We start from the raw sequence: 23,632 nt of genomic DNA, 5'->3' as shown, positions 1-23,632 counted from the left end.
GCGACTGCGGTGAGTGCCTGACCGGGTCGTTGGTCGCCGGATCGTGACACCGGATCTTCGACTCCGGTTCGGTCCCGCGTGAAGCCGAACCGAAACAGCTTCAAAACATAAGCGCTTGAGTCGAGAAAATCAAGAAAAATACCCTATATTGTGTTGGTTGGTGCTACAAGCATCAAGGTTTGGTAGTCGTCATCCCTCGCTAGTCAGCCAGAAAATTCCGCCGATTCCGGGTCCGGTTCAGGGAGGTACGGGCTACAATTTGCCTCTCTTGCGGGAAAACAACCTCGAGCCCCATCTCTTCAGGAAGTTGTCGCGGTCCGGATGTCCAATCCACCGGTGGGCATGGGCGCGGTAACCGTAGAGGACCAGACCCACGGCGGTTGAATAGGCTGGAGCGATCAGGGCGTCCTCCATTTTTGCCACCCCCCGGGGACTACCCGGTCGAACCGGGAGGTCGAAGGTCTGCTCGGCCAATTCAACCACGCCCTTGAGCAGGGCAGTTCCCCCGGTAATGACCAGTCCCGCTCCCAACAGCCTCTCGAAACCCGCCTGTCTGATGTCCTCTTGAACCAGCGTGAGGATTTCTTCCATCCTCGGCTGGATGATCTCGCAGAGAATCCGTTTGCTGATGGACTTGGTCTGCCGGCCTGCGACGGTCGAAACCTCGAACTCGATATCCTCTTCAACCAGGGTCGACAAGGCGCATCCATGTTCACGCTTGATCTTCTCGGCCTCCAGAATCGAGGTTCTGAGACCGACGGCGATGTCGTTGGTGATCTGGTCCCCGCCCAGGGGTAGAACGGAGCTGTGTCGGATGCCTCCGTAGGTGTAGACGGCAAGATTGGTGGTACCCCCGCCCACGTCGACCAGGCCGACTCCCAGCTCCTTGTCATCATCGCTCAAGGTGCTCTCGGCGGAAGCCAGTTGTTGCAGGATGGTGTCCGCCACGATGAGCCCACTCCGGTTGATCGCCGTGACGATATTCTGCGCCGCTGTAGTCGAGCCGGTGACGATATGGCAATTCACTTCCAGTCGGGTACCCAACAGACCCAGAGGATCGCCGATACCGTCCTGGCCGTCGACCACGAATTCCTGGGGAAGCACGTGGACGATTTCGCGGTCGGAGGGCAGCGACACCGCCTTGGCCGTCTCCAGAACACGCCGAATATCGGCTCGGCCGATCTCCCGGCTCTCAGCCGTGACCGCGACCGCTCCCTGGCTGTTGAAGCTCTGGATGTGCCCCCCGGACAATCCCACGAACACCGACTCCACGGAAGTACCCGCGCTGCTCTCCGCCTCCTCCACCGATTTCTTGATGGCGGAGACGGCTCCGTCCAGATTGACGACCACCCCCCTGCGCATGCCCTTGGATTCGGCCGAACCGACCCCGACTACTTCCAGGGCTCCCTCATCGTTGACCTCGCAGATGATGGTGCACGTCTTGGTGGTGCCGACGTCCAAGCCAACCACATATCTGATTTTGCGGGCCAAGCAGACCTCCAGACTTCCGAAATGGGACCGATGGGTGAAATCGTTGCCGCTTAACTCAACTGTCTGAAGAATCTTTCCGGGAGACGCCCCGGGCCAGCTTGGGGTCCAGGGTTCTGATCACCACCTGATCCCGGTAGCGCATGTCCACGGAATCCAGGTTCCGGTACTTTTTCTTGAGTTCCCGGCTCGCCGCCAGATAACGACGAAACTTGGTCTGAAAACCGCCCCTGCCGAGGTAAACCAGAACCGTATCTCCATCGAGAATGACCGAGACGTTACCAGGGTCTTGAAGGTGCACCTCGGACAGATCCCGGCTCAACCCGGCACCGCCACGATTCAGGGCTCCAATCAGCTGCAGATAGAGTTCAATCCGCTCCCGGTTGCGCCGCAAAATTTCCGGGGTGAAACCGGATTCCATTCCCAGAATGACGGGAAAATCGGCCTGCGACAGCTGTTCCGGATTATTTTCCAGCAGCGTGCCCTCCTCATCGATCAGCAGGGTTTCCTGCCCCACACGGGCGAAGGCAACCGGCTGCCGCTCCTCGATGTCGACAATCAGCTTGTCAGGCAGCACCCGGCGCACAACCACCGTTTTCACCCATGGAATCAGTTCCAGGTTTCGTCGCAGCCGGTCCAGATCGAATCTCACCAGGTTACGGTCGGGGTGAGCCAACTCACTGATTTTAAGCAAGACCTGGTTCTGCGAAATCTGTTGCAGTCCGTTGATTTCAGTAATGGCGATATCGAACCTGGGAGAGTGGTAAAGCCTGTCTCGCACCCAGTAGAGGCCGAACGACAGCATGGAAGCCAGCAACAACCCGAAGGAGAGCTTTAGCGACCAGCGCAGAACCTCCCTTACAGTCCTGCCCTTGGTCTTGCCTGCTGCCCTTTGCCCTTCCAGAATGGCGCTTGGCTGTCTTTCCAGATAACCCATCGTCTTTGTCTTGCCCCTCTTCATCCAGGGTTCCTCCCCTCTTTGCGTCCGCGTGCAATATTGGCTATTTGCCGGACGCTCCCTCTGCAAGCTGCTTCAACAACGCATCCGCCAGTCTGGCGATGCTCCCGGCGCCCATGGTAAGCACCAAATCTCCGTCTTCGAGCAGCGGTGCCACCCGCGGCGCCATATCTTCGACAGCACCCAGGTACCGGGCCTCCGGGTGCCCGCGCTGTCGTATCTCCCGAGCCAGCCTGGCCGAAGTCAACCCGTCGATCGGTTCTTCGCCAGCGGCGTAGATGTCCGCCAGAAGAACCAGGTCGGCCTTGTCGAAAGCCCCGGTAAACTCTTTAAAGCAGTACTGAGTCCGGCTGTAGCGGTGCGGCTGAAAGACCACTACCAGGCGATTGGCCCGGAGATGCCCTGCCGCATGCAGGGTTGCCGCGATTTCGGTCGGATGGTGCCCATAGTCATCGATGAGAGTAATCCCCCCGACCTGGCCCTTGAGCTGAAAGCGCCGGTCAGGTCCTTCGAATTCGGCCAAGGCGGAACGCATCACCGACGAATCCAGACCGAGATCCAACCCGACCGCAACGGCTGCCGCCGCATTGAGGGCGTTGTGTCGTCCGGGAAGGTTGAGGCGGAAGGTGCCGAGGCTCCGACCGCGGTATTCGAGCTCGAACCCGGACCCGTATCCGGAGTATTGGGCCGCGGAGACTCTCAGATCGGACTCCCTGCCGAAACCGTAGGTAATGACCCGCCGCTTGATCCGGGGAAGGATCGAGGCGACGGCTGCATCGTCCCGGCAAAGAACCACCGCTCCGTAGAAGGGCACCTTGTTCACAAACTGCACGAAGGTGCTCTTGAGATCGTCCATCCCGGCATAGCTCTCCATGTGGTCCTGGTCGATGTTGGTCACTACCGCCAGCGTCGGAGACAGGAGCAGAAAGGAGCGGTCGCTTTCGTCGGCTTCCACGACCATGAACTCACCCGTGCCCAGCTTGGCGTTGCTTCCCAAGGCATTGAGGCGCCCCCCCAGCACCACAGTGGGGTCGAGGCCTCCATGCCCGGTCAGACCGGCCACCAGGGAGGTGGTTGTGGTCTTTCCATGAGTTCCCGCGACCGCGATGCCATACTTCCCTCTCATCAGTTCGGCCAACATCTCCGCTCTGGGAATGATGGGGATCTGACGGCGCCGGGCCTCCTCGATCTCCGGGTTGTCAGGCTTCACCGCCGAGGACACCACCACCACGTCTGCAGCATCCAGGTGCGCCGGAGCATGGCCTCCATGGATACGGGCGCCCCGTTCAATCAGTCGTTGGGTCACTGACGTCAGCTTGAGGTCCGAGCCGCTGACCCGGTAGCCTCGGTTCAGAAGCACTTCAGCGATCCCGCTCATTCCGGATCCGCCCACCCCAATGAGGTGAATCCGCTGAATCCTCTTGAACATGCACGCCTCTCGCGGGCCCAGCCCGCTTCTCTCACCGGGAAATGCGCCGATCCGGCGGCGGCCTCCGCGCCATCAATCCGAACCCGCCAAATGACCAATCAATTCCACGATTTTTCGGGCTGAATCGGGCCGGGCCAACCGGCCGCTCCGAGCCTCCATCCGCTCCAACTCCTCCGGGTGGCCAAGATAGTGTTCGACCCGTCTGGCCAGGAGCCTGCCACTCAATTCGTCCTGTGGGATGACTTCGGCAGCTCCTGCAGCCGCCAGCGATTCGGCGTTGCGCAGTTGATGGTTGTCGGTGGCGCCTGGAAAAGGAACCAGCAGGGAGGCCTTGCGCGCTGCCGCCAGCTCACCCAGGGTGGCGGCGCCGGCCCGGCATACCACCAGGTGGGCTTTTGGGAACTGGCTCGGCATGTCGGTGAAGAAGGGTCTTACCAGGGCCCTGGCCTCCGCCTCCCGATAGGCCTGCTCCACCCGGACGAAATCATGCTCGCCGGTCTGGTGAATGAAATGCATTTGGCCCAAGTGCGGGCGCAACCCCTCCAATGCATCCACCATGGCGCGGTTGATTGCCCGGGCGCCCTGGCTGCCTCCGAAAATCAACAGAACGAAGGGACGCTCGGGAGGTCTGGTCGGACGGGCCAAAAACTCCGGGCGCACCGGAGTCCCCGTCAGCACGGCTTTCCCGCGGAAAAAGGTCTCGCACTCCGGAAAGGCCACGGTCACCTTGCGGCAGAAAGGCGATAACAAGCGATTGGTGATACCCGGCTGGGCATTGGACTCGTGAAGCAGAGTGGGAACTCCTGCCAGCGAAGCGACCAGCACCGGCGGACCGGAGGAATAGCCCCCGACTCCCAGGACAACGGTCGGGCGGAATCGGCGAACGATTCCCCAGGCAGCCCACAGACTCCGCGGAAGCTTGAGGATGCCCCGGATCAGATCGATCCGCCCGACCCCCTTCAATCCCGATACGGGCAGTCGGTTCAAACGATATCCCGCCTCTTTCAAAATACGTGCCTCCAGTGGACGCCCGCTTCCGACGAATTGAACCTCCGCCTCCGGAAAGCGCCTGGCGAGCGCCCGGGCGACTGCGATTCCCGGGTAAAGGTGCCCTCCCGTGCCGCCACCGGCAATCAGGAGCCTGAGTTCTCCGTCCTCTGCAGGTTGCCGGGTGCGCCATGAAGAAGATTCCGTTTTCGGCATCTTTTTCGCCCAGACCTGATGGCTCCTGCATGGACTTCCGATTAGACCTGTCCGGTCCTGCCGCCGCCTGAGGCTGCCCCCTCAATCGGAGTGCTGGGAGATATTGAGCAGAACGCCGACACTTACCAGGCTGACCAGCAACGAGGAGCCGCCCGAGCTGACAAAGGGAAGCGGAATCCCCTTGGTGGGCAGCAAACTCAATACAACGCTGATGTTGACGAACGCCTGGCACATGACCATGGCGGTGAGGCCGAGCCCCAGATAACGTCCAAAGCCGTCCCCGGCCCGCAAGGACAGGCGGACGCCCCGCCACAGAAACACCCCGAACAGTCCCAGCACCGCCAGGGAGCCGACCAGGCCCCACTCTTCCCCGATGACGGCATAAATGAAGTCGGTATGGGGTTCCGGCAGGTAGAAGAGCTTCTGCTTGCCCGCCATCAGGCCCAGACCCGTCAACCCCCCACTCCCCACGGCGGTCCAGGATTGCAGGATCTGAAAGCCCGATCCCAGGGGATCGCTCAAGGGATCAAGGAAGGCCAGCACACGTTGCATTCGGTACTCATAGAAATAGATCAGGCAAAACAGGGGCGGTATGGCTAGAAGGGCGGCGCCCAGCACATAGGTGAGTCGCAGGCCGGCGCAAAACAGCAGCACAAATGCCACCGCCCCGATGGTGATGGAGGTGCCCAGGTCCGGTTCCGCGACGATCAATCCCAGCACCACAAACAGCACCGCCAGACAGGGCAGGAGCGTATGACGCCAGTCGTTCACCCGCTTGGCCTCCTTCTCCAGCAGGGAGGCCATGAAGATCACCAGGGCCGGTTTGCTGAGCTCGGATGGCTGAAATGACAGGGATCCCAACCGAATCCAGCGGTGGGTGTTGTGGTTGGGGTCCATGAAGAATACGCCAACCAGCAGCAGAATACAGATGAACAGTCCGCCATAGACACAGAGCGGGTGACGATAGGAGCGATAGTCGACGTGCATGGCCCACCACATGCCGATCAATCCCAAGAGCGCCCACACGCCCTGACGAATCAGAAAGTAGTAGGGGCTGCCGAACTTCTCCTCCGCCATCACGGCAGAGGCGCTGAAGACCATGACCACTCCCACGAGCACCAAGGCCAGGGTGGTGGTGAACAGCAGCTTGTCCGGTGACAGCTTTCGCGCCATTTGGAACGATCCAGGGATGCGACTTGCGGCCGGGGAGGAGGTTTCTCGAACTCCCGGCGGTCACTGAAATCTACTGGAGGCGATTTACCGCCTCCTTGAAAACGTCTCCCCTATCCTCGTAATCCCGAAACATGTCGAAGCTGGAGCAGGCAGGGGCCAGAAGCACTACCTCTCCCCGATCCGCTTGACCAAAGGCCAGGCGAACCGCCTCCTCCATGCTGGCGGCACGAGTCACGGGAGCCGTCCCGGCCAGTTGGGATTCGATCTTGCGGCTGGCTTCACCCAAGAGGACCAGGCCCTTCACCCGGCGGCTTACCTGAGGACTCAGCACGGTAAAGTCGCTGGCCTTGTCGCGCCCACCCAGGATTAAGACCAGCCGTTGCTCGAAGGCTTCCAGGGCTCTCTGTGCCGAGGTCGGATTGGTTGCCTTGGAGTCGTTGTAGAAATCGACGCCTCGAATCTCGCGTACCCACTCCAGCCGGTGAGAAACGCCGCGGAAACGCGCCACGGTTTCCCGGATGGACTCGACCGACGCACCCAGCAGGCGGGCCACGGTGACCGCGGCGGCCACATTTTCCAGGTTGTGCCGCCCCTTGATCCGGACGTCCTCCACCCGGACCACCTGCTCCCGTCTGCCCGGATTACTGAAGACCAGTGCGCCGTCTTGCAGGCAGGTCCCCTGCTCCACGGGGATCCTGGTGCTGAACCAGAACCTCTCGGCAGCGGTAGGTCCGGCCAGATCACGCAGCAGCCGATCGTCGCGATTCAGCACCGCCACGTCCGAGGCTTCCTGATTGTTCAACAGGTTCAGCTTCGCGCTCGCGTAGGCCGCCAGGTTGGGGTATCGATCCATGTGGTCGGGGGTGATATTAAGAATCACGCCCATGTGAGCCCGAAAGGAAGTGATCGCCTCCAACTGAAAGCTGCTCAACTCCACCACGTTGATCGAGTCGGAAGCGGAGCTTTCAACCAGGGAGGTCAGGGCTACTCCGATATTGCCTCCTACCTGAACCCGAAAGCCGGCAGCTTCAAGGATTTCGCCGACCAACGTGGTCGTGGTGGTCTTGCCGTTGGAGCCGGTGATTCCGACGATTCTCCCTCCAAGAAAGCGGGAGGCCAGTTCGATCTCGCTCAAGATCTCCGTTCCCCGACCCGCTGCCTCTCTCAGAACCGGCTGCTCCAGGGGAACGCCGGGGCTCACCACAATGCACTCCGCCTTCAGGAACGTTTCCGGCCGATGCCCGCCGACCTCCCAACCGATCCCAAGCGCCTGCAGCGTTCGGATTTCGGGCTCCAACTGGCTTTGACCCCGGGCGTCCGAGACCGTCACCCATGCTCCCCTGGTCCGCAGGAACCTTGCGGCGGCCATTCCACTGCGGGCCATCCCCACCACCAGGACCCTTTTCCCTGCAAACGACTCTGCTTCCAATGTCATTCCGTGTGGATCATGTCGTGTGGCAAGCCACGCAGACCGTGCCACGGAACCGCCATTTCAGAAGATCAGCGCAGCTTGAGCGTGGTCAGGCTGAACAACGCAAAGATCAGAGCGGCGATCCAAAAGCGCACCACCACCTTCGATTCGCTCCACCCGAGAAGCTCGAAGTGGTGGTGAAGCGGCGCCATGCGAAAGACCCGTTTCTTCCGCATCTTGAAGAAAGAGACTTGAATCATCACCGACAGACACTCCAGGACGAAAATGCCGCCAATGGCCACCAACAGAATTTCGTGCTTGATGATCACGGCCACGGTCCCGATGGCCCCGCCGAGGGACAGCGAGCCCACGTCGCCCATAAAGAGCTCGGCCGGATGGCAGTTGTACCAGAGAAAACCCAGCGAAGCGCCCACCATGGCCCCGCAAAAAATGGTCAACTCCCCGACACCGGCCTGATGGGGAATATCCAGGTATCCGGCAAAGGAGGCGTGGCTGGTGACATAGGTCAGCACGGTCAGCGCCCCGCCGGCGACGACCACGCAGCCAATGGCGAGGCCGTCCAACCCGTCGGTGAGGTTGACGGCGTTGGAAGATCCAACCAGAACCACCCACACGAAAAGCAGGAATGGAAGGAAATCCAGGAAATGAAGTGCGGAGCCGGCAAAGGTATCCAACACCAGATTGGGCTGCAGATCCTTGAAGAAGGGGACGGCCAGATCGGTCTGATAGGCTCCCCGAGACTTGAGAAGCAGCAGGCCGGCTGCAATGGCGCCGCTCAGGGCAAGTTGCAGTCCCAGCTTGATCCGAGCCGTCAACCCCAGGTTTCTCCGCCGCTTGATCTTGATGATGTCGTCGGCAAAACCGATGGCGCCGAACCCGATCATCGAACCCAGGCCGACCCACACCAGCGGATTGCCCAGATCCGTCCACAGGAAGGTGGGCAGCACCGTGCTGGCCACGATCAGAACACCGCCCATGGTGGGCGTGCCGGCCTTGACCTGATGGTGACTCGGACCCTCCTCCCGGATGTGTTGCTCCACCTGGAACTGGCGTAGGCGGCGAATGAGCCAGGGACCCAGGATCAGAGCCAGCACCAGGGCCGTGATGCTGGCAGAAGCCGTCCTGAAGGTGATATAGCGAAAGACGTTCAGTACCGATGCGTCGGGGAAAACGTCAAACAGCCACTCATAGAGAAGGTGGTAGAGCATTGGATTTGAGCCGACCTCCGCACCGGAAAGCCCGATGTTCTCGCCAGCCCGCGCCGGATCAGCCGTCGGGTCCGCGGCCGAGACCCGACGGGTAGTTCCCGACCTCAGGCGGAAAGAGCGAAGTCCTCCTTCAACCTCTGTATGACTCCCTCGGTTCTCACTCCGCGTGAGCCCTTCACCAGTATCAGGTCGCCGGGCAGGATGCGAGGGGCCAGCCATTCGCCGGCTTCGGCTGCGTCTTCGAAAAAGACCGATCGGCTGGGGTCGTACCCCAGGGCTCGAGCCGAGGCCACCACTCGATCGGCAAGTCCCCGCACTCCAAGAATCAGATCGAAATCCCAGCCGGCTGCCGCCTTGCCGCACACCTGGTGGAACCGGGGAGCGTCGGCTCCCAGCTCCATCATTTCTCCTGCGACCAGGATTTTCCTTCCATAGCCGGGGATCCCCTTGAGGAGTCGCATCATGGTCATGAGGGCGGCGGGATTGGAGTTGTAGCTGTCATCCACCACGCAGATCCCCTGTTCGAAAAACAGGGGTTGGCCCCTGCCCTGCCCCGGCTTCAGGCTGAGCAGTCGTGCGGCGATGTCCGGGAAGCTCATCTCCATGCGGTGGGCCAGAGCGATTCCGGGCAAGCAGTTCGAGACATTGTGGGCACCCAGCAAGGGTGAGGTCAACCGGTGGCTTCGACCGCGATGCCGCACCGTGAACTCACATCCACCCAGCCCCCTGTCCCAAATGCGGTCGACGTGGAAGGCAGCCGGCCTTTCAATGCCGAAGGTGACGACCTCGCCCGAAAAACTCCGGCTGAACTTCCGCACGCGGGCATCGTCATTGTTCAGGAGGGCAACTCCGCTGGGGGGCAGGTTCTCGATGAGTTCCCGTTTTGCCTTGGCAATGCCGCCGACCGAGGGGAAAAACTCCAGGTGAACCGGTTTGACGTTGGTCACCACGCCCAGATCGGGCCGGGCGATACGACTCAACCTGGCGATTTCTCCGGGGGCCGACATCCCGAGCTCCATTACGGCGATCTGGTGATCCGACTCCAACTGAAGCAGGGAGAGAGGCAGCCCGTAGTCGTTGTTGAAGTTTCGATGGTTCCTGAAAACCTTGAAGGGGCCGGCCAGCAGGTGGGCGGCAATCTCCTTGGCGGTCGTCTTGCCGACGCTTCCGGTAATTCCCACCAGGGGCTTCCCCCAACGGCGGCGCACCCAGCCGGCCAGTTGCTGAAGCGCCGTCAATGTGTCTTCCACCCGAATCCAGGGTGTTCCCGGCACCGACCTGCAGGCCTCCTCCCGGCTGACAATCAAGAGGGAGGCCCCTTTGCGCACCGCCTCGGAAATAAATTGGTGACCATCGAATCGAGGCCCTTGAATAGCGACAAAGCAGTCCCCGACCTGCAGGGTCCGAGAATCGATGGAATAGCCCGAAGGGACCGTCTGCCGGTAGGCCGAATCGATTGAGGATCCCACCGCTCGAGCGATTTCACCGGCAGGAAGCTGATTCACCATAGCCCATCTCCCGAAGGACAGCCCTGGCCACCTGGCGATCGTCAAAGGGGCGGACCCGGCCGGCTTCCTGCTGGCCAACCTCGTGACCCTTGCCTGCCAGAATGACCAGATCTCCCGATTCGGCCCGCGAAAAGAGCCGCCGAATCGCCTCCCGCCGATCCGGCTCGGCCTCATTCCGATCGGACCGAAAACCTGCCTGGATTTCTCCGAGAATCGCCAGCGGGTCCTCGCCGCGGGCATTGTCGGAGGTAAGCATGACCCAGTCGCTGTGCTGTTCGGCGATCGAACCCATTACCGGGCGTTTTGACCGGTCCCGCTCGCCGCCGCAGCCGAACAGCACCAAGACCCTCTTGGGTCCCAGTTGCCTGGCCGTGGCCAGGACGTTCCGCAAGGCGTCAGGGGTATGGGCGTAATCCACGATCACATGAAAGGACTGCCCGCAATCGATTTGTTCGAACCGGCCCGGAACGGGCGGACAGGCCTCGATTCCATGTCTCAGGGCATCCCGGTCGACGCCCAAACTGCAGGCGGTTGCTGCCGCGGCCAGAAGATTGGAGAGATTGAAGCTCCCCAGCAGTGGGCTGCGAACCTCCAGCTCATCCTCCTGAAACCGCAAGCGGACTCGCATGCCCCTCCACCCCGACCGACACTCCATAACTCCAATATCTGCCGGACGGCGCACGGAAAAAGTGAGACATCGGCCCGGAGTGCTCCGAGCCAGCTTTTGTCCCCAAGCGTCATCCACGTTCACAACGGATACCCCGGGCGGCCCATGGCCCATGGCCATAAACAACCGTTTCTTGGCCTGGTAATAGCAGTCCATGGACTGATGATAGTCCAGGTGTTCCGGCGACAGATTGGTGAAGACGGCCACGCGGAATTGGCTGGCGTAGACACGGTCCAGGTCCAACGCGTGAGAGGAGACCTCCATCACAACGTGTTGGCAGCCGTTCTGCCGAAAGCGATGGAACAACTCCTGCAGATCGAGGCTTTCGGGGGTGGTGAGCCCCGCAGAGGCTGACCATTCGGGGGTTCGATAGGCGATGGTGCTGATCAACCCCACCCGTGAGCCGCCGGTATGCAGGATGGACTCGAGAAGATAGGCGGTAGAAGTCTTGCCATTGGTCCCGGTGATTCCGATCAGGTGCAGCTTTCGACTGGGATGATGGTAAAAGTTCGCGGCGGTTTGGGCCAAGGCCCGGCGGCCATGCTCGACGCGAATCCAAGGCAGCGGAAAGGCCCTCGGTTTGGAATTTTCCGACAGGATTGCGCCGGCCCCACGCTGGACCGCCTGATCGACAAAACGATTGCCGTCGGTTCTGGTCCCACGGATGGCTGTGAATAGGTACCCCTTCTCGACCTGTCGAGAATCGTAGGCGATTCCTGAAATATTCGTCTCGGGGGACTCGGCCGCGGCAATAACGTCGACATTCCTGATCAAGTCCAGGAGCTGCATGGTTCCACCGGCTGAAATACCCCCGCTCCTCTCGCCGGGGAAGGTGGCGAGTCATGCGGGTCATAGTTGTCGATTGAGTTGGACCCTCACCGTCGAGCCCGGCGCCACCTTGGAATCGGGCGCTGGCGACTGTCGGACCACCAACCCGGCCCCCTCCGCCTCCACCTGCAATCGGGCTCGGGTCCCCTCCGCCATCACCGTGCGAAGGGACTTCCCCTTAAAGTCAGGTACGGCCACAACGGCCAAACCATCGATATCCGCATCCTCGTAGCTGGCCAGATCCTGCTCCTGTCGCCCACCCACCGTTGCCGCGCTAAGCCCCAATGCCTGCTGGCCGTTCAGGGAGGCCGGAGTCCACGAAACCGCATCCATTGCAGGTTCGTCCAATGGATCCTCCCCGGAACGCTCCGCAACCCGGGAGTCGTCCCTCCAATCCTGTTGGGGCTGATCGGGAGGCACGGAAAGATAATTCAGTGTCTTCTCCGCGATTTTCTTGAAAACCGGTGCGGCAACCTGACCGCCGTAATAGAGACCGCGAGGCTCGTCGATCAACACCACCACCGAGACAGCCGGGTTGTCGACGGGAGCGAAGCCGACGAATGACGCCACAAAACGGGTGTGGGAGTAGCCGCCGCGCTCATCCACTTTCTGGGCCGTACCGGTCTTGCCCGCCGCCGAAAAGCCTCTGAGCCGCGCCGCCCTGCCCGTCCCGGCGGAGACCACCACGCCCATCATCTCCTTGATGGTTTCGGCCGTCTCTTTCCGCAGGACCCTCCTGGGGCCGCCTCGGGAATCGGAAGGACTCCAGGAATCCCCACCCGAGCGAACTCGCTCAACCACTCGAGGGGGAACCCAAAAGCCCCCGCTGGCAATGACCCCCGCGCCAGCGATCATCTGCAGGGGCGTCACTCCAATCCCTTGTCCCATGGAAATGGTCCCCAGGTCGACCGTGTGCCAGTCCGAGGCCGGACGCAGCAACCCCCTGGCTTCTCCCGGCAGATCCACCTGGGTGGGCCGGCCAAATCCATAGTGCCGGAGATAGCGCTCCAGCCGCTGCTTGCCGATCCGAAAGCCCAGTTGGATGACGCCTACATTGCTGGAACGGGCGATCACATCCCGGACCGACAACCAACCAAAGGGCTTGTGATCCCGGATCCGGTGTTTCCCAATCACGATGCCGCCATTCATGCAGTGAATCTGCTCTTCGGGGGTGGTTAACCCTTCCTCCAAAGCCGCGGCGGCCGTAAAGATCTTGAAGGTGGATCCGGGCTCGTAGATGTTCAGGACAGCCTGATTCCTCCAGGAGGATTCGGAATAGCGGCCATAGTGATTTGGATTGAAAGTGGGGAGGTTGGCCATCGCCAGGATGGCGCCGGTGGCCGGGTTCATCACGATGGCGGTGCCACCTAAAGCCCTGCTTTTCTCGACCTGGGCCCGCAGTTCCTGCTCCACCAGGTACTGGATCGACTCATCCATTGTCAGCACCAGGTCTGAGCCTGCCGTCGGAGGTCTCTCCACACTGCTGTAGTAACGTTTTCTGGCATCGGTATGCAGAAGGATCCGGCCGGCCGTACCACGTACGTCCCGCTCGTACAGGTGCTCCAATCCGGCCAGCCCGTCGTTGTCCATGCCCACATAGCCGAGGACATGAGCAGCCAGCTCCCGCTTGGGATAGAAGCGCTTGCTTTCCGTCTCGAAGTAGATGCCGGGCAAGTCCAGCTCCCGGACTTTCTGGACTTGAGGAAAGTCCACTTTCCGCTTGATCCAGCAGAAGGACCGGGCCCCCTCCAATCTTCGCCGTACCCTGTCCGGGTCGAGATCCAGGGCATGGGCCAGCAGGGTAGCCGTTCGGGACTTGTCGGCTATCTTGTGGGCAACTGCAAATACCGACTCCACCTTGATACTGACTGCCAGCTCCCTGTTTCGGCGGTCGTAGATCGTCCCGCGCTTGGGACTGATCTCGAACACGCGGGTCTGCTGGCGCCGCGCACGTTCCCGCATTTCCGGGTAGCGGACGATCTGCAGGTCGACAAGGCGGAAGACGATCAGGCAGGACCAGGCAACGAAGAAGAGCACCAGAAGGCTGAGGCGGGTCCGGAATGGCTTTGGACGTTTGGCCGACATGGAAAGTCCCACTGATGAATCAAAAGGCTATCGCCGTGAGAAGGGCTTGCCGCCCTGGAATCCTGTCCGCCACCCTCGTCCACCGTTGTGAATCAGGAGCCCGCAATTCGGCTCAGGGAAGCGCTCCGAATCGAGCCGGGAGAGTCGCTATTCCGCGACCTTCCCGGGCTGCAACCAGAATTTCGGTCGGTTGCGGCGCCTCAGGGGCGGGCTGTATCACAATCTGGTCGAAGGAGGGACTGGTGAGTCCAAGCTGTTTCCTGGCGATCAGATCGATGCGCTGAGGACTGCGCAAGGTGGCCCTCTCCAGCTTGAGCTGGCGGTTGATTTCAGTCAGATGCTTGATGTCCTTCCGCAGTTCTTCACGCTCATAGCCCCGGCGAATGACCTCGAACTGCTGCCAGGCCAGACAGAGGAGCACCAGCAGACACAACATGGCCAGGACCATGAGCACCAGGCATTCCTTGGTCTTTTGAGAATCCAACTCCTTGACCAGCCTGGAGTTGTCAATCTGTTTCACCATGTGAATCTCAGTCATCGGACCTCCTCACCTCAACCGATACTTCGAAGCTCGACGGCATCGGAACTGCTGCGGCTTCACAACCGTTCGGCCACCCTCAGCTTGGCGCTTCGTGACCGGGGATTTCTGATTTTTTCCCCCTCGGTTGGAGAAACGGGCTTGCGGCAAACCAGCTTCAGCAACTTTTTCCGACTACAGACACAAACCGGCACCTCGGGAGGACAGATACACCCCCGAGCCATGGAGCCCAGGGAGCCTTTCACGATCCGGTCCTCCAGAGAATGGAAGCTGATGATTGCCAGCCGCCCCCCTTCCTTCAGCAACCCGATCGCACTGGCGACGAATTGCCGTAGCGCCTCCAATTCGTCATTGACAAAAATTCTGAGTGCCTGGAAGGTTCGCGTGGCCGGATGAATTTTCGCCCGGCGTCTGGATCGCACCGCCCGCGAAACCACCTCCGCCAGACTCTGGGTGTCGTGCAGGGGTCTGGCTCGCACGATAGCCCGGGCGATTCGGCGAGAACCCGGCTCCTCCCCGTAGCTGTAAATCAGCCCTGCCAGCTTGGGTTCCGGAAAGCGGTTGACCACCTCGGCAGCCGTCAGTGAGGAGGTGGTGTCCATTCTCATGTCCAGTGGTCCGGATCTTTGAAAGCTGAAGCCACGTTCCGCCGTTTCCAATTGGAAGGACGAAAGGCCCAGGTCGGCCAGGATTCCGTCACAGGTTCCGAATCGCCTGTGGCGGGCGATGTCCTCCACCTCGGCAAAATTCCCGTGGTGGAACTCAACACGTCCCGCGTATCCAGTCAGCCTCCGGGCAGCCTTGTCCAGGCTCTGCCGGTCGCGATCGATCCCAAGGAGTTTCCCTTCGGGCGAGGACTCCTCCAGAATGGCCCGGGCATGTCCCCCCAGCCCAAGAGTGGCGTCGATATAGACGCCTCTCGATTGAGGCCGCAGATGCTCGATGACTTGGGAGAGCATTACCGGCTTGTGAGTGTCACCCACCTCTCCGGCGCCAGTCTTGACTCGTGACGTCGAAACCATTGGAGCGCCTGTGGCCGCGAGACCGGTCAAGCTCATCCCGCGATCCCCAATTCAGAGAGTTCCTCGTCGTCGCTGTCGTTCCACGGATTGCTCTCGACAGCACTCTTCAGGGTGTCGTCTCGCCAGATTTCCAGATAATCCATGGAGCCCACGACCCTGACTTCATTTTCCAACCGGGCCGACTCCCGCAGTCCCAGAGGAAGCAGCAATCGACCCTGGCTGTCCATCACGGCCTTTTGGCCGTAGTAGCTGGTCGCGCGCAAGAATTTCTTGACAACCGGCTTCTTCGCGCCGAGATTTGCAATGTGCTTTTCCAGTTCGTCCCATACGTCAAAGGGATAGAGCCGGATGCAGTCTCCCTTGAGGCTGGTGACATAGAACTCGTTTCCATGTTCCCGCTCGATCTCGGAGCGAAAACCCATGGGTAGCTTGATGCGGCCCTTCCCATCCAGCTTGGTGGTTTGGCTTCCCCTGAGTTGCAACATGAGACATAACTCCGAAACGGCCCATAATCGGGAAACGAGAAAGTCACTCCATGCGGACCTGAGATCCACATAAGACCACAAAAGTCTTTTCTAGTCCACTTTACTCCACACAAGTCTACGGGTTCCGACGGCGGAGTCAAGCAGTTTATTTGTTGGGGTTGAACTTTTTTCTGCTAGTCTGATGGCAGGCTTGGGCGTGACTGTTCCGTGGAGGAAACCGCCTGCCTGCAATCCCGGTTTTGCCTCGGAGGAGTGATCGGGGCAAGGCAGATTCCGACATGATTTCCCGTTTGATTACCAACTGGGCCGGTTCCTGGTGGATTGCCGGGGCATGCCTGGTTCTGCTCTGCGCGGCAACCATGATCTCCTCGGGCCATCCCTTGACCCGGTCAAACCAGGCGGGCAAATTCCCGGTGGGCTTCTTGACTTCCAAGGGCACTCTGCAACTGACCGGCCGGGTCGACTGGGGGCGGGGTGGACGGTCCCCTTTCCCCATGATTTACGACGGAACCAGGATCCGTAGCAAGAGCGGCAAAGCCAATCTGGAACTTCTGGCGGGAGGGCGAATCGATCTCTGTCGGGACACGGACTTGACGATTCAGCAGCCGCGGTCTCCCTTCCTCCTCACCCTGCACGGCGGGAGCGTGGCCTATGATTTTCCGGATTCCCAGGGTGACCTGTTCCTGACACCCGACTTCCTGATCAGAGTGGGTCCGGACCCACAACTTGAGTCGGACACCTGCCGGGGCGAGATCACGCTGGAGCCCGATGGGACCATCTGTGTGCAGTCCGACCGGGGCCTTTTGGAAATCACCGGCCAGGACAGCTCCCAGGCTCTCACCGTGCCCCCGGGGCCAGGGATGAGAGTGACGCCCGGCCGAATCCTGTCCCCGGAATATTTCCGGGATTGCCAGTGTGTCGGTTCGCTGCCTTTCCGAGAGCGGAATGGTCCGGGAGCATCAGCTTACGGCTCCTCCCGTCCCGCCGGAAGGTCGCCTTGGAAGTCCTTCCTGAGAGTTTTGGTCAAGGTATTGACCCTGGGCCTGGTGTGAGCGGGCAAGCCCGCATTTCTCACCAGGGGGCGTGATCATGGCGCAGGCATTTTTCCCTCAGCGCGTGCTCGGGAGCGAAGAGCGTAGCGGTCACTACGGTCGAGCGAGCATGGATGCGCTGAGGGGAAAAGGACAAGCCAGGGCACGCCCAGCACAGTGAGTACACTGAAGACTCCAAAAGAAGCGCTGCAAGACGTTAAAGACGAACACTTTTCTACCGCATGCTCAGCGGCCTGGTGAGAAATGCGGGCTGTCGGTCGAATCAGTGCGCCCCCGCCACAGCACGGCGGGCCAGGGAGTCTCTTGGTGAAAGCCGGAATTATCGGGTTCCCTTCGGCGGGCAAGTCCACCCTCTTCAAGATCCTGACCAAGGCAGACATCGGTCCCGCGGCTCAATCCCGCAAGCGCGGAGGCTCGGCGGTTGGCGTGGCTACCGTCCCCGATTCACGCCTCGACCGGCTGTCGGCTCTTTTCCGGCCAAGAAAAACCACCCCGGCGGTGATTGAATTCCTGGACGTCCCTTCCTTTAACAGAGGCGCTGCCGCTCCGGAGATCCGGTTGGGAGACTTCCGCAACCTGGATGTACTGGTGCACGTGGTTCGAGCCTTCGACCAGGACCCGTTGCCTCAGGGCGAGGTCCCTGGTCTTCCGGAAGGGAACATCACCGAACTGGATCTGGAACTCATCCTGGGCGACCTGACCGTGATTGAAAGGCGGCTGGAACGCCTGCAAAAGGATCTCAAGAAAATGAAGAATCCGGATTTGATCGGGGAAGATGCGCTGCTTCGAAAATGCCGGCAGTGGCTGGAACAGGAAAAGCCCCTTCGGTCTCTCAGGCTGAGTGGGGAGGAGAAAAAGCGCCTTCGGGGGTTCTCCTTCCTGTCGGAGAAACCGGTGCTTCACGTTCTCAACCTCCCGGACAGTGCCGCCGCCCAAATCCCGCACCTGGCCGAGTTCTACCGGCTCAAGACCCTGGCGGGCCAGGCGAATGTCGACATGACAGCCGTCTGCGGCAAACTGGAGGCGGAGTTGGCGGAGTTGGCCGACGAGGAGGTGGAGGTCTTTCTGGCCGACTACGGGCTCGCCGAGCCGGGTCTGGTACGGTTGATTCGGACCACCTATCGACTGCTTGGACTGATTTCCTTTTTCACCGTGTCGGAGGAGGAATGCCGTGCCTGGACTATCCCCGGGGGAACACCGGCTCTCAAGGCGGCCGGCGCTGTCCACTCCGACATGGAAAGGTGCTTTATCCGGGCTGAAGTGATTCCCTGGGATGTGCTGCTGGAGGTCGAATCCCTTTCCGCCGCCCGACAACGAGGACTACTCCGACTGGAGGGCAAGGAGTATCCGGTTCAGGACGGCGAGACGATTTATTTTCGGCACAGCGCTTGACCGGGGGGCGAAAGCAGTCGATGCACCCCTTGACTGAAACAAACGCCGGCGCCTGGTGGCTGGAAACCGGTTCACAGTCGAGGATGGGCAGATAATTGATTCACATCGATGCACAGGATGCACAAGATTTTTTTCTGGAGACGGCCGGCTTGCCGCCCTGGACATCCGCTAATCCGCACGCGACCATTGCCGGAGTCGGCTTCCCGTGCAGAAGCGTCCCTGCTGTTCCACCCCAGTACTTGTCCCGATACACGCCCAACACCCTCTCCACCGTCGCCAAAGGAACCCGCTTCGGCGAGGGCCGCTTCCTGTACCTTCATTGCCAGCTCTACCGCGCGGCTCGGATATAGCGCCACCCTCCCCCCGTTCTGGTTGGGCAAAACGCCTATCCTGTGCCGCTTCTCCCAAAGTGGACACTTCACCTGCTATCGACACCGGTCACTTCGCATGCTACCGACAGGTGTAAAGTTGAACAGTTGACATGCAAGCACGCACTTGCATACCATAGGCCCCTGACATGCAAGCGAACCATTGCCTTGGACTGGTCTCGTGGACGTGTATCGCGCCATCGCTGACTCAACCCGGCGAGCCATCCTGGATGAACTCGTCGATCGATCAGGTCAGTCGCTCTTCGAACTCTGCGCACGCCTGACCATGAAGCACGGCATCAACTCCTCGCGGCAGGCGATCACGCAACACCTGGACGTCTTGGAGGCCGCCGGGCTGATTCGCACGAGGCGGGAGGGGAGGTCAAAGCTCCATTGGTTCGAGGGCGGCCCGCTGAAGGCCATCGCGCAGCGTTGGCCGATCTCGATGGATGAAAGGACATTTGAGAGATGAGAATTCACCTGGCCAGCGTGCTGGTAGACGACCAACAGAAGGCACTTCGCTTCTACACGGAAACACTTGGCTTCCAGCTGAAGCACAACATCCCCCTGGGAGAGCATGCCTGGATCACGGTGGTATCCGAGGAAGCTCCAGAGGGGACGCAGTTGGTGCTCGAGCCCGATGTCCATCCCGCGGTGCGTCCGTTCAAGAGAGCGCTCGTGGAGGACGGTATCCCCTGGACCTCCTTCGCGGTCGACGACGTCGAAGCCGAACACGAGCGTCTCCTGGGAAGAGGGGTTCGATTCGTACAGCCGCCAACGGACCTCGGGACTGTCATTGCCGCGGTATTCGACGATTCGTGCGGCAACTTGATCCAGATCGTAGAGGAGAAGCCTCAACCGTGACGATCGTGAGCAGATCAGCCTTGAATGCCTGCCCTCTCAGAGGGCTGAGTGTTCGCCGTTGTGGTTCAGGCGCTGCCTGAAAACCCCAATGGGACAGGGGGTTTCCGGCGTCCTCACGACCTGAAACGGCGGCGTGATGTCCCACGCACCTCCTCCTCTCGTTCGGCACGATCTCGGAATGACAATTGCACACCGAATTCCGCCCTTTTCGTCCCTGATTCAGATTCGCTGCCTCCACAGCGACCCCAGCGGGATGGCCATCGAGCCTGCCAGGAGGCCGGCGCTGGAAACGGCGGGCCGCAGGTGACCGGCTGGCCACGACCAGCACGCCTCGGCGGTGCACATAACCCGAGAGTTCCGCTTCGCCGTATGCGCAGCTTGCCACTTCACTTGACGGCCTCGGACTCAGGGTCGATACTTGGCTAACGGTCCGCCAACGTCCCGGAACGTACAGCCGGTTCCTTTTCGAAAAGAGGGATTCAATGAAGGAAATTCAACGGGATGATCCGCAGTAAGTACATTGTAATTAGTGGTTTATATTTGAGAGACTGCGGCCCATGCGCAGCGTCCCGTTCTGACTATCCTGTCGATCCTGCGTATCCATGTTCAATCAATAGATATGGAAAACCGGATCAAGGGGACAGGGTCCTTGTTGCGGACTTGCCATGAATGTTCGATGTTTCACTCTCGTATGATCCGCCCACCAGGGCGGGGGCAACAATAACCGGAGAACCTGTCATGCCTGATGAAGTTCTGGTACTGGTGGACGATCTTTTCTTTTCGAGCAAAATCGCCTCCACGGCCCGGATGTGCTCCGTCCCCGCCCGGCTCCTGAAGACCCCCCGGGAACTTCTCCGGAACGCCGACCCGGAGAATGTCAAGCTCATCATCATCGACCTCAATGGTCGGACGACCGAGCCGGTTCGCGCCATTCAGGAACTCAGGGGCTCGCCCGGACCGGACGCTATTCCCATTCTGGCTTACTTTTCCCACGTTCAGACCGAGCTTGCCGAGGAAGCCCGCAAGGCCGGAGCCAGCTGGGTCCTGCCCCGTTCCGCATTCTCCGCCCGTCTGCCCGGGATTTTGACGGACCTGCAATGATGGGTCAGCGTTCCCGGATATACTTGATCTGGTGCTTGTAGATGAACATGTTGGCTTCGCGATTGCGGGTCACCCGGATAAAGCGCTTGTCGTAGTACTCAATCCACCCCTCAATTTCTTCGTTATTGAGCAGCTTCACCACGACACGCCTCTTGTCGCGAACCAGATTGTTCAGGTAGAGGGTTTCGGCGTGGGTCTGGTCTTCCACCTGGTGGGATCGAAGAATCGCCTCCGAGATCCCGTCTCGGGACCTACCGGGGGCATTCTTGCGACGGCTCTTCTTGTTCAAGTTCAAGGCATGCTCCCTGGCACCGAGCCCCAATCCGGACTCGGACCAGCTTGAATGATGATAGTATCCCTGGTCGATCAGAGCAAGCGCGGCCAGGTCCTCTTCTCTCGATCCCGCCTCCAGCCTACGTCCGCCCATTCCGCCTCCGGCCCTTGAACCGCCATGCAGCCAGGTATTTCCACTTATCTGTTCATCGAAGATCGACTGGATCTGGACAAGCTGAGGACTCTGCGTCGCCAAGGCTTTCAACGGTTGGAAATCCTGGCCTTGAGGCCTCACTTCGACTATCGAGACAACCAACTCGGGCGCGAGGTGGCCGACTGGCTGCAGGACCAGGAGTCTTTTCTTCACTCTCTGCACCTGCCCCATTGTCTGGAATACCGGCCTGGCAGAATTCAAACCCCGCTTTCCATTGCAGCCACCGAACCTCACCGAAGGACCCAGGCGGTGGACGAGGCCCGTAGAGCGCTGGAATTCGCCGAGAGAGTTCCCTGTCCGCTGGGTGTGATACACGCGGGGGCATTAGAGGATCGATATCGCCCCCGGCACCTGGACGCCATCTACCAGAGTCTGGAGATCCTGGTTCCGTTTGCCGGAGACCGCGGGGTTCGCTTGACACTGGAGAACATTCCCAACAGACTTTCTCTGGAGAGGATGGGCCGGTTCCTGCAGGAAGCGGACCTGACAGGCGTCGGGATCTGCTTCGACGCCGGACACGCGCACTTGGAATCCACGCCGGCAAGCCAGATCACGGCTGCCGGGAAGTGGATCCTCACCACCCATCTCCACGATAACCATGGACACCGGGATGAACACCTGCCCCCGTTTGCCGGAACAGCTCCCTGGCCGGAAATTCTGCGGGGCTTGGCAGACTCCGGCTACGACGGCTGTTTCTTGTTGGAGTTTCGCGGGGGTGAAAGGGACTTCCCAACTGCATTGAGGTCGGCTCGAAAGGCCCGCGACCGCCTGGAAGCCTGTTGGGAGGCGGCGCGGAAAACGGTAGAGAAGGAGGAGTGATGGCTGAAATCGCGATTCGGGACGCAGCCCATCACGAGGGAAATTCGGCGACCATCCGAGGATGGCTGTACCACCATCGATCGAGCGGAAGGATCATCTTCCTGGTTCTGCGAGACGGAACCGGGCTGATGCAGGCGATCATCCTCAGGAACGCGGTTTCACCCGATGTATTCCAACAGGCCAAGGATCTGACCCAGGAGTCTTCCCTGGAGGTCACCGGAATCGTCCGAAGAGTCCCTGAAGGCAAGACGGCTCCCGGGGGAGTCGAGATGGAGGTCACGGATTTGAAGACCATCCAGCGGGTTCCGGCGGAGCGGCCCTTTCCCATCAGCCCCAAGGAACATGGCATCGAGTTCTTGCTGGACCAGCGCCACCTGTGGCTCCGGTCATCCCGACAGCACGCCATCCTCAAGGTCCGGCACGAAGTGATTGCAGCCACCCGCAATTTCTTCGATCAGCGCGGGTTTACTCTGGTCGACACCCCGATCTTTACCCCGGCCGCCTGTGAAGGCACCACGACCCTGTTCGAGGTCCCCTATTTCGATGAGAAGGCTTACCTGACCCAATCGGGGCAGCTCTACAACGAGGCGGCGGCAGCGGCTTTCGGTAAAGTCTACTCCTTCGGTCCCACCTTCCGGGCCGAGAAATCGAAGACCCGCCGCCATCTCACCGAATTCTGGATGGTGGAGCCCGAAGTCAGCCATGCCACGCTGGAGGATATCCTGGCTCTGGCTGAAAACCTCATATCGGAGATCCTCAGCCGGGTGCTGGGCAACTGCGACTCCCAACTGGCCACCCTGAACCGGGAATTGGAGCCGCTCCGGAGAATTGCCCCTCCCTTCCCCCGCCTCACCTACGATGAAGCCGTGTCCATCCTGAAATCCAAGGGCTCGAACATCGAGTGGGGCAGCGATCTGGGCGGAGCCGACGAAACCCTTTTGGCGCGGCAGTTTGACCGCCCGGTGATGGTTCACCGCTACCCTTCCGAGGCCAAGGCTTTTTACATGGAGCCTGACCCCAATCGTCCGGAAGTGGCGCTTTCGGCTGATGTCCTGGCTCCGGAAGGCTACGGTGAGATCATCGGTGGAGGACAGAGGGCCACCAACCTGGATTTTCTCTGCCAGCGCATCCGGGAGCATCGCCTGCCGGCCGAGGCCTTCGAGTGGTACCTGGACCTGCGCCGATACGGCAACTTCCCTCACTCGGGCTTCGGCATGGGTATCGAACGGGTGGTGGCCTGGATCTGCGGGCTGGAACACGTCCGCGAGGCGATTCCCTTCCCCCGGACCATTTATCGGCTTACGCCGTAGTGAAGTGTGAAGTGGGAAGTGTGAAGTTTGAAGTTTGAAAAGTGGAGAGTGGAATGGAGCCAGCCGAGGGTGTCGGGAACGGGAAAGCGCCTGATGACCTGACTGCGCTTACTCGAAGGACTGCGCCGAGACCGACAAGATGCTTTGCGTATCGATCACATAGCTCTTCACTCTCCACTATTCACTTTTCACCTAGCCGCGCCGCCATCCCATTC

The 23,632-nt window shown here is 60.5% G+C and carries 22 protein-coding genes; 8 read left to right on the top strand and 14 right to left on the bottom strand.

Translation table 11 applies throughout. From position 1 onward, the window contains the following. Positions 1–252: 252 nt before the first annotated feature. From ftsA to OXI69_06115, 13 genes are all read right to left on the bottom strand, one after another. Positions 253–1,491: a cell division protein FtsA gene (gene ftsA, locus OXI69_06175; GenBank protein ID MDE2665719.1), complete on the bottom strand. Its 1,239-nt coding sequence runs from the start codon at positions 1,489–1,491 to the stop codon at positions 253–255. Positions 1,492–1,546: 55 nt separating this feature from the next. After that, positions 1,547–2,449: an FtsQ-type POTRA domain-containing protein gene (locus OXI69_06170; GenBank protein ID MDE2665718.1), complete on the bottom strand. Its 903-nt coding sequence runs from the start codon at positions 2,447–2,449 to the stop codon at positions 1,547–1,549. A gap of 40 nt (positions 2,450–2,489) precedes the next feature. Beyond that, complete coding sequence (murC, locus tag OXI69_06165; GenBank protein MDE2665717.1) at positions 2,490–3,875, bottom strand: UDP-N-acetylmuramate--L-alanine ligase; 1,386 nt, start codon at positions 3,873–3,875, stop codon at positions 2,490–2,492. A gap of 72 nt (positions 3,876–3,947) precedes the next feature. Next, entirely contained in the window at positions 3,948–5,078 is a 1,131-nt protein-coding gene (gene murG, locus OXI69_06160; GenBank protein ID MDE2665716.1) for an undecaprenyldiphospho-muramoylpentapeptide beta-N-acetylglucosaminyltransferase, read from the bottom strand. Positions 5,079–5,159: 81 nt separating this feature from the next. Then, positions 5,160–6,251: a putative lipid II flippase FtsW gene (gene ftsW, locus OXI69_06155; GenBank protein ID MDE2665715.1), complete on the bottom strand. Its 1,092-nt coding sequence runs from the start codon at positions 6,249–6,251 to the stop codon at positions 5,160–5,162. Between the two features lie 70 nt (positions 6,252–6,321). Then, entirely contained in the window at positions 6,322–7,686 is a 1,365-nt protein-coding gene (gene murD / locus OXI69_06150) for a UDP-N-acetylmuramoyl-L-alanine--D-glutamate ligase (protein MDE2665714.1), read from the bottom strand. A gap of 65 nt (positions 7,687–7,751) precedes the next feature. After that, entirely contained in the window at positions 7,752–8,891 is a 1,140-nt protein-coding gene (mraY, locus tag OXI69_06145; GenBank protein MDE2665713.1) for a phospho-N-acetylmuramoyl-pentapeptide-transferase, read from the bottom strand. A gap of 104 nt (positions 8,892–8,995) precedes the next feature. Further along, on the bottom strand, positions 8,996–10,399 hold the full coding sequence (locus OXI69_06140; GenBank protein MDE2665712.1) for a UDP-N-acetylmuramoyl-tripeptide--D-alanyl-D-alanine ligase: 1,404 nt from the start codon (positions 10,397–10,399) through the stop codon (positions 8,996–8,998). Continuing rightward, entirely contained in the window at positions 10,374–11,855 is a 1,482-nt protein-coding gene (locus OXI69_06135; GenBank protein MDE2665711.1) for a UDP-N-acetylmuramoyl-L-alanyl-D-glutamate--2,6-diaminopimelate ligase, read from the bottom strand. Before OXI69_06135 ends, OXI69_06140 begins: the two co-directional genes overlap by 26 nt. 60 nt (positions 11,856–11,915) lie before the next feature. Beyond that, positions 11,916–13,979: a penicillin-binding protein gene (locus OXI69_06130; protein MDE2665710.1), complete on the bottom strand. Its 2,064-nt coding sequence runs from the start codon at positions 13,977–13,979 to the stop codon at positions 11,916–11,918. Positions 13,980–14,091: 112 nt separating this feature from the next. Beyond that, complete coding sequence (ftsL, locus tag OXI69_06125; GenBank protein MDE2665709.1) at positions 14,092–14,517, bottom strand: cell division protein FtsL; 426 nt, start codon at positions 14,515–14,517, stop codon at positions 14,092–14,094. 59 nt (positions 14,518–14,576) lie between these two features. Then, on the bottom strand, positions 14,577–15,539 hold the full coding sequence (gene rsmH, locus OXI69_06120) for a 16S rRNA (cytosine(1402)-N(4))-methyltransferase RsmH (GenBank protein MDE2665708.1): 963 nt from the start codon (positions 15,537–15,539) through the stop codon (positions 14,577–14,579). 32 nt (positions 15,540–15,571) lie between these two features. Further along, complete coding sequence (locus OXI69_06115) at positions 15,572–16,024, bottom strand: division/cell wall cluster transcriptional repressor MraZ (protein ID MDE2665707.1); 453 nt, start codon at positions 16,022–16,024, stop codon at positions 15,572–15,574. Between the two features lie 278 nt (positions 16,025–16,302). On the opposite strand from OXI69_06115, the gene OXI69_06110 reads away from it, so the two are divergent. From OXI69_06110 to OXI69_06085, 6 genes are all read left to right on the top strand, one after another. After that, positions 16,303–17,076 carry a hypothetical protein gene (locus OXI69_06110; GenBank protein ID MDE2665706.1) on the top strand — a complete coding sequence of 258 codons (774 nt, stop codon included), beginning with the start codon at positions 16,303–16,305 and terminating at the stop codon, positions 17,074–17,076. 306 nt (positions 17,077–17,382) lie between these two features. Then, positions 17,383–18,468, top strand: a complete 1,086-nt coding sequence (locus tag OXI69_06105; protein MDE2665705.1) for a DUF933 domain-containing protein — start codon at positions 17,383–17,385, stop codon at positions 18,466–18,468. 549 nt (positions 18,469–19,017) lie between these two features. Continuing rightward, positions 19,018–19,308, top strand: coding sequence for a helix-turn-helix domain-containing protein (locus tag OXI69_06100; protein ID MDE2665704.1), 291 nt, complete (start codon positions 19,018–19,020; stop codon positions 19,306–19,308). Next, on the top strand, positions 19,305–19,700 hold the full coding sequence (locus OXI69_06095; protein ID MDE2665703.1) for a VOC family protein: 396 nt from the start codon (positions 19,305–19,307) through the stop codon (positions 19,698–19,700). Before OXI69_06100 ends, OXI69_06095 begins: the two co-directional genes overlap by 4 nt. A gap of 178 nt (positions 19,701–19,878) precedes the next feature. Continuing rightward, on the top strand, positions 19,879–20,007 hold the full coding sequence (locus tag OXI69_06090; protein ID MDE2665702.1) for a hypothetical protein: 129 nt from the start codon (positions 19,879–19,881) through the stop codon (positions 20,005–20,007). A 431-nt stretch (positions 20,008–20,438) separates the two neighbouring features. Next, positions 20,439–20,801 (top strand): hypothetical protein, encoded by a 363-nt coding sequence (locus tag OXI69_06085; protein MDE2665701.1) that lies wholly within the window; start codon positions 20,439–20,441, stop codon positions 20,799–20,801. A 4-nt stretch (positions 20,802–20,805) separates the two neighbouring features. Here OXI69_06085 and OXI69_06080 read toward each other — a convergent pair whose 3' ends face one another. Further along, on the bottom strand, positions 20,806–21,228 hold the full coding sequence (locus OXI69_06080) for an RNA chaperone Hfq (GenBank protein ID MDE2665700.1): 423 nt from the start codon (positions 21,226–21,228) through the stop codon (positions 20,806–20,808). Between the two features lie 24 nt (positions 21,229–21,252). Here OXI69_06080 and OXI69_06075 point away from each other — a divergent pair, with 24 nt between their 5' ends. Further along, positions 21,253–22,107: a sugar phosphate isomerase/epimerase gene (locus tag OXI69_06075; GenBank protein ID MDE2665699.1), complete on the top strand. Its 855-nt coding sequence runs from the start codon at positions 21,253–21,255 to the stop codon at positions 22,105–22,107. Continuing rightward, positions 22,107–23,417, top strand: coding sequence for an asparagine--tRNA ligase (gene asnS / locus OXI69_06070; protein MDE2665698.1), 1,311 nt, complete (start codon positions 22,107–22,109; stop codon positions 23,415–23,417). Before OXI69_06075 ends, asnS begins: the two co-directional genes overlap by 1 nt. The last annotated feature ends 215 nt before the right edge of the window (positions 23,418–23,632 follow it).

This window comes from Acidobacteriota bacterium (genome assembly GCA_028875575.1).
Taxonomy (GTDB): domain Bacteria; phylum Acidobacteriota; class Terriglobia; order Versatilivoradales; family Versatilivoraceae; genus Versatilivorator.
The sequence above is the reverse complement of the archived record's forward strand: the minus strand, read 5'-3'. Positions and strand labels throughout refer to the sequence as shown.

Coding starts and splice junctions, on each gene's coding strand:
- OXI69_06140 (MDE2665712.1), bottom strand. CDS start 10,399: ATGGTGAATCAGCTTCCTGCCGGTGAAATCGCTCGAGCGGTGGGATCC.
- OXI69_06075 (MDE2665699.1), top strand. CDS start 21,253: ATGCAGCCAGGTATTTCCACTTATCTGTTCATCGAAGATCGACTGGAT.
- rsmH (MDE2665708.1), bottom strand. CDS start 15,539: ATGGTTTCGACGTCACGAGTCAAGACTGGCGCCGGAGAGGTGGGTGAC.
- OXI69_06135 (MDE2665711.1), bottom strand. CDS start 11,855: ATGCAGCTCCTGGACTTGATCAGGAATGTCGACGTTATTGCCGCGGCC.
- ftsW (MDE2665715.1), bottom strand. CDS start 6,251: ATGGCGCGAAAGCTGTCACCGGACAAGCTGCTGTTCACCACCACCCTG.
- asnS (MDE2665698.1), top strand. CDS start 22,107: ATGGCTGAAATCGCGATTCGGGACGCAGCCCATCACGAGGGAAATTCG.
- OXI69_06115 (MDE2665707.1), bottom strand. CDS start 16,024: ATGTTGCAACTCAGGGGAAGCCAAACCACCAAGCTGGATGGGAAGGGC.
- murC (MDE2665717.1), bottom strand. CDS start 3,875: ATGTTCAAGAGGATTCAGCGGATTCACCTCATTGGGGTGGGCGGATCC.
- murG (MDE2665716.1), bottom strand. CDS start 5,078: ATGCCGAAAACGGAATCTTCTTCATGGCGCACCCGGCAACCTGCAGAG.
- OXI69_06095 (MDE2665703.1), top strand. CDS start 19,305: ATGAGAATTCACCTGGCCAGCGTGCTGGTAGACGACCAACAGAAGGCA.
- OXI69_06130 (MDE2665710.1), bottom strand. CDS start 13,979: ATGTCGGCCAAACGTCCAAAGCCATTCCGGACCCGCCTCAGCCTTCTG.
- OXI69_06090 (MDE2665702.1), top strand. CDS start 19,879: ATGACAATTGCACACCGAATTCCGCCCTTTTCGTCCCTGATTCAGATT.
- OXI69_06110 (MDE2665706.1), top strand. CDS start 16,303: ATGATTTCCCGTTTGATTACCAACTGGGCCGGTTCCTGGTGGATTGCC.
- murD (MDE2665714.1), bottom strand. CDS start 7,686: ATGACATTGGAAGCAGAGTCGTTTGCAGGGAAAAGGGTCCTGGTGGTG.
- OXI69_06170 (MDE2665718.1), bottom strand. CDS start 2,449: ATGAAGAGGGGCAAGACAAAGACGATGGGTTATCTGGAAAGACAGCCA.
- OXI69_06085 (MDE2665701.1), top strand. CDS start 20,439: ATGCCTGATGAAGTTCTGGTACTGGTGGACGATCTTTTCTTTTCGAGC.
- mraY (MDE2665713.1), bottom strand. CDS start 8,891: ATGCTCTACCACCTTCTCTATGAGTGGCTGTTTGACGTTTTCCCCGAC.
- OXI69_06080 (MDE2665700.1), bottom strand. CDS start 21,228: ATGGGCGGACGTAGGCTGGAGGCGGGATCGAGAGAAGAGGACCTGGCC.
- ftsL (MDE2665709.1), bottom strand. CDS start 14,517: ATGACTGAGATTCACATGGTGAAACAGATTGACAACTCCAGGCTGGTC.